This is a genomic window from Pseudoruminococcus sp. (genome assembly GCF_047012705.1).
Lineage (GTDB): Bacteria > Bacillota > Clostridia > Oscillospirales > Acutalibacteraceae > Pseudoruminococcus.
On the sequence record NZ_JBKXNW010000028.1, the window covers coordinates 1 to 10,022 of the forward strand.

Here is a 10,022-nt window from a genome sequence, read left to right on the forward strand (position 1 = left end):
GTCTTGGAGCGTGAGAGAAAAATCCAGAAGGCGGCTCTCGCCATTAAGAAGAAGTACGGAAAGAACGCCATCCTAAAGGCGATGAATCTTGAAGAAGGCGCAACTGCCAAAGACCGTAATGCGCAGATCGGCGGGCATAAGGCATAAAGGATCAAACAAATCGGGATTGTGCAGGTTCTTATATTTGGTTATGTCAATGTGTCATATACGCGGAAAATGCGTTTCGCTGCCTGTGGGTAACGCATTCGCTGTTTGCGGGGAGGAATTTTTGCGAAAGCCGTGCTATACTTCTCTTCGGAGGTACATAAAAATGGATCAAATAAAGATAGGAAAATTTATCGCTGCTCTGCGGAAAGAGAAAGGATTGACGCAGGAGCAGCTCGGAGAAAAGCTCGGCGTTACCAACAAAACCATTTCTCGTTGGGAGAACGGCAACTATACGCCCGATGTTGAAATGCTGGCACTGCTGTCAAAAGAATTTGGTGTAAGTATTAACGAGCTTATAAGCGGAGAACGACTTTTAGCGGAGGACTTCAAAAAAGCCGCCGACAATAATCTTGTTGCGGCACTGAACAACAGCACCTTTACACTGAAAGAAAAGATAGCATTTTTTAAGAGGAAATGGCTGCGCGAACATATTTCAACTATCGTCCTGTGCGTTGTGGCGTGGATAGGCGTTATAATATGGACAGCGGTGAAATTGCGAGGCAGCGACTCTTATCCTCTTTTGGGTGCAATAGGCAGTATGCTTGCTTTACTTTTCTATGTGGTACTGTATAATCGTATGATGGTGTATGTGGAGAACCACGCATATCAGAATCCCAACAACGAAGAGATGAATAAGAAATAAATCCCCGGTTATCTGGAAGGGAGATGCAAAATGCGCACGAGCAACAAATACGATGAGATCCTGTCTCTTCCTCACCACGTCTCCAAGACGCGACCACAGATGCCGATGTCAGATCGAGCAGCGCAGTTCGCTCCCTTCGCCGCCCTCACAGGCTATGATTCTGCAATCAAGGAAACCGGACGTCTGACCGACGAAAGAATTGAGCTTGACGAGGAAGCCCTGACTGCATTGGACTTGAAGTATCAGCTTCTCATGGAAGCCCTTGATGAAGCACCGAAAGTCACCATCACCTACTTCCAGCCTGATGAGCGGAAGGCTGGCGGCAAATACATAACCGCAACCGGCGCGGTCAAAAAGGTTGATGACTTTGAACGTCTAATTACCATGCAGGACGGCACGAAGATTCCGATGGATGATGTTCTAAGTATTGACGGAGAGCTGTTCTCATCGCTGGAATAATGTCGCTTGCCATGCGACCAAATGAAGTGAATACCGAAGTACAATATGACTGTAAGGTGAGACACCAAGCAGTCATTTTTTTATATACGGAGGTACAAAACATGAGAAAGAACATGACGGAGATCGTATTCATCCTTGATCGCAGCGGCTCTATGAGCGGACTGGAAACAGACACCATCGGAGGATTCAACTCCATGATTGAAAAGCAGAAAAAAGAGAATGGCGAGGCATTGATCTCTACCGTTCTCTTTGACAACGTGAGCGAGGTTATCCATGACCGTGTGCCGGTTCAGAAGGTGGAGCCGATGACCGACAGGGACTATTCCGTTCGCGGCTGCACCGCGCTTCTGGATGCTATCGGCGGAGCGATTCATCACATTGGGAATGTCCATAAGTACGCAAGAAAAGAGGATGTCCCTGAACACACACTGTTCGTCATCACAACGGATGGCATGGAGAATGCAAGCCGCCGTTATGACAGCGAGACAGTTAAGAAAATGATCGAGCGGCAGAAGGAAAAGTACGGCTGGGAGTTTCTATTCCTCGGCGCAAATATTGACGCAGTTGAAACGGCAAAGCACTTCGGTATTGGAGCAGACCGAGCGGTCAATTATCACTCTGACCATAAGGGAACGCAGCTCAACTATGAGGTTCTGAGCGAAGCGGTTTCTGCTGTCCGTTGCAGCGTACCACTGGGTACGAATTGGAAAAAGCGTATTGATGAGGACTTTAATTCCAGAAAGGACGGGAGAAAGCAATGAGAACGATCACCGTAAAAGGGACAGGCAATGTCTCCGCAAGACCGGATTACATCATCCTCTCCTTGAACATTGAAACCTTATCTAAAACCTATGACCGTGCAATGTCGGAAGCTGCCGAGAGAATCGAAAGACTGCAAGGTGCCGCAGTCCGCGTTGGGTATCGCAAGGAAGACCTGAAAACCACGAGCTTTGATGTCCAGACAAGGTACGAGAATGTCAAGGATCGGCAAGGAAATTACAAGCGAGAGTTTGCCGGATATGCTTGCAGCTATCGCTTGAAACTTGCCTTTGACTTTGACAGCAAGCAGCTTGCAAAGGTCATTTCTGCGATTGCGGATTGTGGGGCGCAACCAGAACTCAGCATTGCGTTCACCGTGAAAAACCCGGCAAGAGTCAGCGAAGAGCTGCTGATCAATGCGACGGAGAACGCCAGGGCAAAGGCGGAGATTCTTTGCAAAGCATCAGGCAGTACGCTTGGGCAGTTGCTCAACATCGACTACAACTGGGGCGAACTCAATGTTTTTTCCAGAACAAGCTACGATGTTGAAGACTGCATTCAGCCTCTCATGGCGATGAGCAAGTGCGCCGCACCTGAGATTGAGCCGGTTGATATTGATGTGACAGACACAGTGGCTTTCACATGGGAAATCCAATGATTTTTTGACTTTTTTGAAATCCGGTACTCAACAAACGCTCTTATTGTGTCCGTTGTAAAGTGAAGGGACATTTCACGGAGGAATCTTCGGGGAATACGATTTTGGGAGATTAGCAAGCAAATCCGGTGAGTACCCACCGGAGAAAAATCAGTTAAGGAGACCCTGCCCTTAACATCAGATTTTTGCTTGTTGGGATAGTCCCAAACCCTTCTAATCTTTACGACGGAGGGCGCAGCATGGTACGAAGAACACGAGATATTCAGAAGAAGATTTGGCTGACACCACAGGAAGAACGGACGATTGCAAAGAAGATGGAGATGATTGGCACGGAGAACTTCGGTGCGTATGCAAGGAAGATGCTGATCGACGGCTACATCATCGTCGTGGACTACACGGAGCAGAAAAAGCTCGCCGCCGAAATCAACAAGATCGGCGTGAACATCAATACCGTCTGCCGCAGGATCAACTCGACGGGACGATTCTATCAGGACGATATTGACGAGCTGAAAGAAAAGATGGACGCGGTATGGCAGTTACTAAAATCAAAGCAATCCGAGGAACTTTGAGCAAGGCAATCGCGTACATTCTGAATCCCGAAAAGACAGACGAGAAGCTGCTGGTCTCGTCCTACGGCTGTGCCAGCGAGACCGCAGCGCGGGAATTTGAATGGACGCGGAAAATAGCCGAGCAAAAAGGGATGAATCCGGTCAGGATCATAGCCCGTCATGTGATCCAGTCCTTTGAAATCGGAGAGGTCACACCGGAACTTGCCCACGAGATCGGCAAGCAATTTGCGGATGAAATCCTCGGTGGAAAATATGAGTATGTGCTGACCACTCACATTGACAAAGACCATGTTCATAACCATCTGATTTTCAATGCGGTTGACTTTGTGGACTACCACGCATACAAGAGCTACAAGCGGATTTACTATGATATGCGCGAGGTCAGCGACCGGCTCTGTAAGGAAAACGGTCTCTCTGTTATCCCTCCCTCTCAGAACAAAGGCATGGGCTACAAGGAGTACACCGAAGCCAAACGCGGCACGAGCTGGAAGCAAAAGCTCAAGCAGACCATCGACCGGCTTGTCATCACAGCGAAGGATTACGATGATTTTCTGCGGCTCATGCAGGAAGCTGGTTATGAAATCAAGACCGGCAAATATATCTCCTTTCGCGCTGAAGGTCAGGAGCGGTTTACTCGTTCTAAGACCATCGGAGAGAACTACACCGAGGAACGCATCAAGGAGCGGATTGCCGGACGGACGCCCCGCAGAAGCCGGAAGCAGACCGCACCGAAGGGCATCTCTCTCATCGGAGATATTCAGGAGCGGATCAGACTTATCGACAGCAAGGGCTATGAGTATAAAGCCAAGCTCACGATCCTCAAGGAAGCGGCACGGACACTCAACTATCTCACGGAAAACAACTTGCTCCAATACGCCGATCTTGAGAAGAAGGTCGAGGATGTTCACAGCTCCTATGACCGTACCGGCAAGGAACTGAAAGGCGTTGAAGCACGTCTGCGGGAAATCCAGCCGCTTATCAAAAACATCTCCAACTACCAGCGGCTCAAGCCTGTATATGACGCCTTCCAGAAGGCAAAAGACAAGCCGGGGTTCAAGGCAAAGCATGAGGCAGAACTTGTGATCTTTGAGGCGGCGCGGAGTACGCTTCTTGCTATGCAGGGCGATGAAAAACTGCCGAGCATGAAGACACTGCAAGCGGAACAGCAGCGACTTCTTGAAGAGCAGCAGCGGCTCTATGATGAACGTGCGAAGCTCAAAAAAGAAGTAAAGCAAATAGAGACGATCAAGTCTAATGTTGATACGTTTCTCGCTCCTTCTGCTGACCATGACCGTGATCATCTGCGCAGCACACAGCGCGAATAGTCCTTTCAAAAGCAGGGCATCTCCTGTTGACCGGAGATGCCCTGCATCCTTGAGAGAAGGTTCGAGAAATTGAAACTTTTTCTTTAATTTCTGCATCAACGGATTGCTTTTGAGAATGAAATCCAGTATAATATTATAAGCGATGTTGAATGCAAGCAAGCGAAAGGATGGTTGCCGTGCGCATAAGCTATAAGAAACTATGGATGCTTCTTCTGGAACGCGACATAAAGAAGGCTTCTCTACGACATGAAGTAGGGCTGTCTGCCGGAACATGGACAAAACTGAATAAGGGGGAAGAAGTGTCCCTCTCTATTTTGCTGCGCATTTGTGATTACTTGAACTGTGACATCGGAGATATATGTGAGGCTGTGCGAACGGACAAGAACTGAGTCCGGTTTTTCGTACAGCTCTTTTTGTAGAATAGTAAGTGTGAAACTATAACTTTGGAGGTTGCTGAAATGGCTGAGAATAACACAAGCAATATCGGCTTTGAAAAACAAATCTGGGACGCGGCTTGCGTCCTGCGCGGAAACATCGACGCATCCGAATACAAGTCCGTCGTTCTCGGATTGATTTTCTTGAAATACATTTCTGATCGCTTCGAGGCAAAGTACAAGGAACTGGTTGAAGAAGGCGATGGATTTGAAGAAGACCAGGACGAATACACTGCCGAAAACATCTTCTTTGTCCCTGAGAATGCACGATGGAGTGCGATTGCTGCTGCCGCTCACACGCCGGAAATTGGCACGGTGATTGATGATGCAATGCGCAGTATTGAGAAAGAAAACAAGCGCCTCAAAGATATTCTTCCTAAGAACTTCGCCCGTCCAGAGCTGGACAAGCGGCGTCTTGGTGAAGTGGTTGATCTCTTCACCAACATTCAGATGATCGAGCATGGAAACAGCAAGGACATTCTCGGTCGTACATACGAATACTGTCTCTCCAAGTTTGCTGAGCAAGAAGGTAAACTTGCTGGTGAGTTCTATACTCCCTCTTGTGTTGTACGTACCCTTGTTGAGGTGTTGCAGCCGTTTAATGGACGTGTTTATGACCCGTGCTGCGGCTCTGGCGGTATGTTCGTTCAGTCCGCAAAGTTCATCGAAAATCACGGCGGCAACATCAACAAGATTTCCGTCTTTGGACAGGACTCCAACCCGACCACATGGAAGATGGCGCAGATGAATCTTGCCATTCGCGGTATTGAAGCCGACCTCGGCAAGTTCAATGCGGACACGTTCTTTAACGATTGCCACCCTCAGCTCAAGGCAGACTTCATTATGGCGAATCCGCCCTTCAATCTCTCCGGCTGGGGTGCGGATAAACTCGTTGATGATGTCCGTTGGCAGTATGGTACGCCTCCTGCTGGAAATGCAAACTTCGCGTGGTTGCAGCACATGATCTGGCATCTCGCTCCGAATGGACGTATCGGTATGGTGCTTGCAAATGGTTCGCTTTCTTCGCAGTCCGGCGGTGAAGGTGAAATCCGCAAAAACATTATCAATGCTGACCTTGTGGACTGTATCGTCGCAATGCCGACGCAGCTATTCTACACGACGCAGATTCCGGTATCGCTCTGGTTCCTTGCAAAGAACAAGAAGCAAAAAGGCAAGACACTATTCATCGACGCACGGAAACTCGGCACTATGGTTACGCGGAAGCTGCGCGAACTGACGGATGAAGACATCAAGAAAATTGCCGACACCTACAACGCATTCGTTGAAGGAACGCTTGAAGATGAAAAGGGCTTCTGTGCTGTTGTTACTACGCAGGACATCGCAAAGCAGGATTACATTCTCACGCCGGGACGCTATGTTGGTATTGAGGAACAGGAAGATGACGGCGAGCCGTTTGAAGAGAAAATGGGGCGTTTGACTTCTGAACTTTCTGAGCTTTTCGCAAAGTCCCATGAACTTGAGGCGCAGATCAAAGAACGACTGGGGGCGATTGGGTATGACATCTGAGTGGAGGACAATTCGCGCTGCCGACTTTATTGACTTTAATCCTCGCTTGAGCCTCAAAAAGGGTGACATTGCAACGAAGGTTGCAATGGACAAATTAAAGCCGTTCACGAAAAAGATTCCAGAGACGGAAAAAGCCGAGTTTAACGGCGGAGCTAAGTTTTGCAACGGGGACACCGTTATGGCAAGGATCACTCCATGCCTTGAAAACGGAAAAACCGCTTATGTTGATATGCTTGATGATGGCGAAATTGGCTTTGGCTCAACGGAGTTTATTGTGATGAGAGCAAAAACGGGAATCAGCGATCCGCAATTTGTTTATTACACAGCAATAAACCCGGTTTTCCGTAATGTAGCTATAAAGTCTATGGTTGGATCTTCTGGAAGGCAGCGAGTTCAACAAAGCGTTCTCGAAGAGCTTGAATTGTCAGTGCCAGACTTGGACGAGCAGAGACGCATCGGAGATTTCCTTGCAAGGATTGACGAAAAGATTGCGCTTAACGATAGGATAAACGATAATTTAGCGGCTTAGAGCTGGACAGCAGAGACGTCAATCTCGCCGGACATGAGCTTTGGTAGAAGCATGTCTCGCAGTGCTGTAAAGGTTTTACACTCTTCCTCGTTGGCACGAAATAAAGAGAACAATGGCTCAACCAGATCGTTATACTCTCTGAGATTATGTTCAGGAGGAATAACCACTTGAACAGAGCGCAAGTTCGCTTGGCTGATCTTTGGCTGAACAGCACCGGTAACAATAGATTTTACCGGAGTCTGCTTAAAGAGCATATATAGGCTCTCAACATCATAACCAAGCCTTCCAGTGAGAATGTGGGCATGGTTATTTACCCAGAATTGTCCCCACACATATTGCAGAATAGGGTAGCCAGCATCGTCAACAACAGTACCATCTTCTCCAAGAAGAAGATATTTACCGTCGAAGATGTAGTTATCCACAAAATCCATGAGAGAGGCTGCACCATAATAAGGATAAATCTTCTTCTCCATCTTCGTTCTATCTGCACCAGAGAGAGGGATACGCTTCGAGTCATGGATTTCGATGATCTCACCAACTGTGCCTATGCGCCAGCCATCTGGAAGATCATCTTGTACGCCATACGGGAAGAACTGTTTGTAAAGCGTTTGTGCTTGAGCAAGTAAATTATCGTTTACCGTCTGAATAACTCTCACCAGTGGCGAGAGTTTTACAAAAGGGACTGCCACTGAATGTCGTTCTCTTACCTCGAAAGGAGACACGACAATGACAGAACAACTCATCACGGAGATACAGCGAAAAATGCTGCCGTATCTTAACAACGAACAGCTCATGCACCTTCGGGATGCAATGGCTGAGACATTGGAAGGGGCAACGATCACCTATGATAGTGGCTCAATTCCAGCAGAAGAAACAGATGCAGTCGAAGCATTTATCACGGCAAAACGGATCGAAGGCTGCTCAGAGAAAACCCTGAGCTACTACCGGAAGACGATTGAATCTCTGATTGCCGGAGTCGGAAAGGCTGTGCAACAGGTCACCACAGATGATTTGCGCCGCTATCTAACCAACTATCAGGTTCAGCGCAGGTCGAGTAAAGTGACCATAGACAACATCCGCCGGATCCTGTCCAGTTTCTTCTCTTGGCTTGAGGATGAGGACTTCATCGTGAAAAGTCCGGTACGCCGGATTCACAAAGTTAAAACCGCAAAGGTTGTTAAGGACACCTACACCGATGAAGCGTTGGAGCTGATGCGCGACAACTGTACAACGGCGCGTGATTTGGCTATGGTTGATCTTCTGGCTTCGTCCGGAATGCGTGTTGGAGAACTGGTCACGCTAAACCGCGAAGACATCAACTTCAACGAACGCGAATGCGTGGTTATCGGCAAGGGCAATAAGGAACGATTGGTCTACTTCGATGCAAGGACGAAGATTCACCTTCAAAACTATCTTGAGGGCAGAACAGATGAAAATCCCGCATTGTTCGTTTCGCTAAAAGCCCCGTTTGACCGGCTGATGATCGGCGGTGTGGAGACACGTCTTCGGGAGCTGGGAAAGCGTCTGAATATCCCGAAGGTTCACCCTCACAAGTTCAGGCGTACACTGGCTACTACTGCCATAGACAAAGGAATGCCCATAGAGCAAGTCCAGCAGCTCTTAGGGCATCAGAAAATCGACACCACCATGCACTATGCAATGGTGAAACAACAGAATGTGAAGCTGGCACATAGAAAATATATTGGATAGGAGTAAAAAGATGAGACTTGGTGATTGTTGTAAAACTAATCTTCATACTTACTCAGATAAAGAAAAATGGTCTTTGATTCGTTATCTGGACACAGGTAGCATTACCGAAGGAAGGATAGATGAAATCCAGACCTTATATCCCGGCGTGGACAAAATCCCCAGCAGGGCGAGACGGAAGGCTTCTGTTGGAGACATCCTTTTCTCTACTGTTCGTCCAAATCAGAAGCATTATGGAATTATTGAAGCAGGAACCGAGAATCTTCTCGTATCCACAGGATTCACCGTTGTGACTGTTGATACCACTATTGCGGATCCTTATTTTATTTATTATTATCTCACGCAGTCTTCGGTCATTGAGTCTCTTCAAGCAATAGCAGAGCAAAGTACATCAACCTATCCTTCCATCAAACCATCTGACATAGAGGATATTGAACTCGACCTTCCAGAGCTGGAAACACAGAAGAAGATAGGTTCTACGCTAAGGATGCTTGATAGGAAAATAGCATTAAACGAAGAGATAAACGATAATTTAGAGCAGCAAGCTCAATCCTATTTTCAAGAATTATTCGTTGATAATGCTGATCCAGAATGGACTACCGGAACAATTAGCGATCTTGGTACTGTTGTTGGAGGCAGTACCCCTTCAAAAGCTAAACCTGAGTATTACACGGAGTCCGGTATAGCATGGATAACTCCGAAAGATTTATCTAACAACAAGTCGAAGTTCGTTTCTCATGGTGAGAATGACATAACTGAACTTGGCTTGAGAAATAGCAGCGCATCAATCATGCCCGAAGGGACAGTATTGTTCTCATCTCGTGCGCCAATAGGTTATATTGCTATCGCCGCTGGTGAAGTAACAACAAATCAAGGTTTCAAATCGGTTGTGCCTAAGCCGGAAATTGGAACACCATTTGTTTACTTCTTTTTGAAAAACACTCTCCCGGTCATTGAAGGCATGGCATCCGGGTCAACATTCAAAGAAGTATCTGGCAGCACTATGAAAAATGTCCCGGCGGTTATTCCTGACGCTGAAACTCTTGCCAAATTCAGCGACTTTTGCGCTCCTATCTTTGCACAGCAACGTATTTTGGAAGAGCAGAATCAATCGCTTGCGACATTGAGAGATAATTTGCTGCCCAAACTGATGTCTGGCGAGATCGATGTGTCTGCTGTCCAGCTCTAAGCTGCTAAATTATCGTTTA

General features: G+C 47.4%; 12 protein-coding genes. 11 read left to right on the forward strand and 1 reads right to left on the reverse strand.

The window, feature by feature from the left end; genetic code table 11:
• Window positions 1–310 precede the first annotated feature (310 nt).
• The 9 genes from ACLU24_RS13870 (at window position 311) to ACLU24_RS13910 (ending at window position 7,107) form a co-directional block, all read left to right on the forward strand.
• Window positions 311–850: a helix-turn-helix domain-containing protein gene (locus ACLU24_RS13870; RefSeq protein WP_412613260.1), complete on the forward strand. Its 540-nt coding sequence runs from the start codon at window positions 311–313 to the stop codon at window positions 848–850.
• Between the two features lie 30 nt (window positions 851–880).
• On the forward strand, window positions 881–1,309 hold the full coding sequence (locus ACLU24_RS13875) for a YolD-like family protein (RefSeq protein ID WP_412613261.1): 429 nt from the start codon (window positions 881–883) through the stop codon (window positions 1,307–1,309).
• 101 nt (window positions 1,310–1,410) lie between these two features.
• The gene (locus ACLU24_RS13880) at window positions 1,411–2,070 is read left to right on the forward strand and encodes a vWA domain-containing protein (RefSeq protein ID WP_412613263.1); all 660 of its coding nucleotides are present in this window, start codon (window positions 1,411–1,413) and stop codon (window positions 2,068–2,070) included.
• A complete protein-coding gene (locus ACLU24_RS13885) occupies window positions 2,067–2,726 on the forward strand; it encodes an SIMPL domain-containing protein (protein WP_412613265.1) in 660 nt (219 codons plus the stop codon). The genes ACLU24_RS13880 and ACLU24_RS13885 overlap by 4 nt, the downstream gene beginning before the upstream one ends.
• A 236-nt stretch (window positions 2,727–2,962) precedes the next feature.
• On the forward strand, window positions 2,963–3,292 hold the full coding sequence (locus ACLU24_RS13890) for a plasmid mobilization protein (protein WP_005934759.1): 330 nt from the start codon (window positions 2,963–2,965) through the stop codon (window positions 3,290–3,292).
• The gene (locus ACLU24_RS13895; RefSeq protein ID WP_412613267.1) at window positions 3,253–4,617 is read left to right on the forward strand and encodes a relaxase/mobilization nuclease domain-containing protein; all 1,365 of its coding nucleotides are present in this window, start codon (window positions 3,253–3,255) and stop codon (window positions 4,615–4,617) included. The genes ACLU24_RS13890 and ACLU24_RS13895 overlap by 40 nt, the downstream gene beginning before the upstream one ends.
• Before the next feature lie 149 nt (window positions 4,618–4,766).
• Window positions 4,767–5,006: a helix-turn-helix domain-containing protein gene (locus ACLU24_RS13900; RefSeq protein ID WP_006573514.1), complete on the forward strand. Its 240-nt coding sequence runs from the start codon at window positions 4,767–4,769 to the stop codon at window positions 5,004–5,006.
• A 69-nt stretch (window positions 5,007–5,075) separates the two neighbouring features.
• A complete protein-coding gene (locus ACLU24_RS13905; protein WP_412613269.1) occupies window positions 5,076–6,578 on the forward strand; it encodes a class I SAM-dependent DNA methyltransferase in 1,503 nt (500 codons plus the stop codon).
• On the forward strand, window positions 6,568–7,107 hold the full coding sequence (locus ACLU24_RS13910) for a restriction endonuclease subunit S (protein WP_154256498.1): 540 nt from the start codon (window positions 6,568–6,570) through the stop codon (window positions 7,105–7,107). The genes ACLU24_RS13905 and ACLU24_RS13910 overlap by 11 nt, the downstream gene beginning before the upstream one ends.
• Here the strand turns inward: ACLU24_RS13910 and ACLU24_RS13915 are convergent.
• Window positions 7,104–7,796, reverse strand: a complete 693-nt coding sequence (locus ACLU24_RS13915; protein ID WP_412613270.1) for a restriction endonuclease subunit S — start codon at window positions 7,794–7,796, stop codon at window positions 7,104–7,106. The genes ACLU24_RS13910 and ACLU24_RS13915 overlap by 4 nt on opposite strands.
• 37 nt (window positions 7,797–7,833) lie before the next feature.
• Here ACLU24_RS13915 and xerA point away from each other — a divergent pair, with 37 nt between their 5' ends.
• Both xerA and ACLU24_RS13925 read left to right on the forward strand, forming a co-directional pair.
• Complete coding sequence (xerA, locus tag ACLU24_RS13920) at window positions 7,834–8,817, forward strand: site-specific tyrosine recombinase/integron integrase (RefSeq protein ID WP_118564838.1); 984 nt, start codon at window positions 7,834–7,836, stop codon at window positions 8,815–8,817.
• 10 nt (window positions 8,818–8,827) lie between these two features.
• On the forward strand, window positions 8,828–10,003 hold the full coding sequence (locus ACLU24_RS13925) for a restriction endonuclease subunit S (RefSeq protein ID WP_412613271.1): 1,176 nt from the start codon (window positions 8,828–8,830) through the stop codon (window positions 10,001–10,003).
• Window positions 10,004–10,022: the final 19 nt, after the last annotated feature.

Excerpts from the sequence above, each read along its gene's own strand:
- ACLU24_RS13900 (WP_006573514.1), top strand. The coding sequence starts at position 4,767 with ATGCAAGCAAGCGAAAGGATGGTTGCCGTGCGCATAAGCTATAAGAAA.
- ACLU24_RS13905 (WP_412613269.1), top strand. The coding sequence starts at position 5,076 with ATGGCTGAGAATAACACAAGCAATATCGGCTTTGAAAAACAAATCTGG.
- ACLU24_RS13870 (WP_412613260.1), top strand. The coding sequence starts at position 311 with ATGGATCAAATAAAGATAGGAAAATTTATCGCTGCTCTGCGGAAAGAG.
- ACLU24_RS13925 (WP_412613271.1), top strand. The coding sequence starts at position 8,828 with ATGAGACTTGGTGATTGTTGTAAAACTAATCTTCATACTTACTCAGAT.
- ACLU24_RS13895 (WP_412613267.1), top strand. The coding sequence starts at position 3,253 with ATGGCAGTTACTAAAATCAAAGCAATCCGAGGAACTTTGAGCAAGGCA.
- ACLU24_RS13880 (WP_412613263.1), top strand. The coding sequence starts at position 1,411 with ATGAGAAAGAACATGACGGAGATCGTATTCATCCTTGATCGCAGCGGC.
- ACLU24_RS13910 (WP_154256498.1), top strand. The coding sequence starts at position 6,568 with ATGACATCTGAGTGGAGGACAATTCGCGCTGCCGACTTTATTGACTTT.
- xerA (WP_118564838.1), top strand. The coding sequence starts at position 7,834 with ATGACAGAACAACTCATCACGGAGATACAGCGAAAAATGCTGCCGTAT.
- ACLU24_RS13885 (WP_412613265.1), top strand. The coding sequence starts at position 2,067 with ATGAGAACGATCACCGTAAAAGGGACAGGCAATGTCTCCGCAAGACCG.
- ACLU24_RS13875 (WP_412613261.1), top strand. The coding sequence starts at position 881 with ATGCGCACGAGCAACAAATACGATGAGATCCTGTCTCTTCCTCACCAC.
- ACLU24_RS13890 (WP_005934759.1), top strand. The coding sequence starts at position 2,963 with ATGGTACGAAGAACACGAGATATTCAGAAGAAGATTTGGCTGACACCA.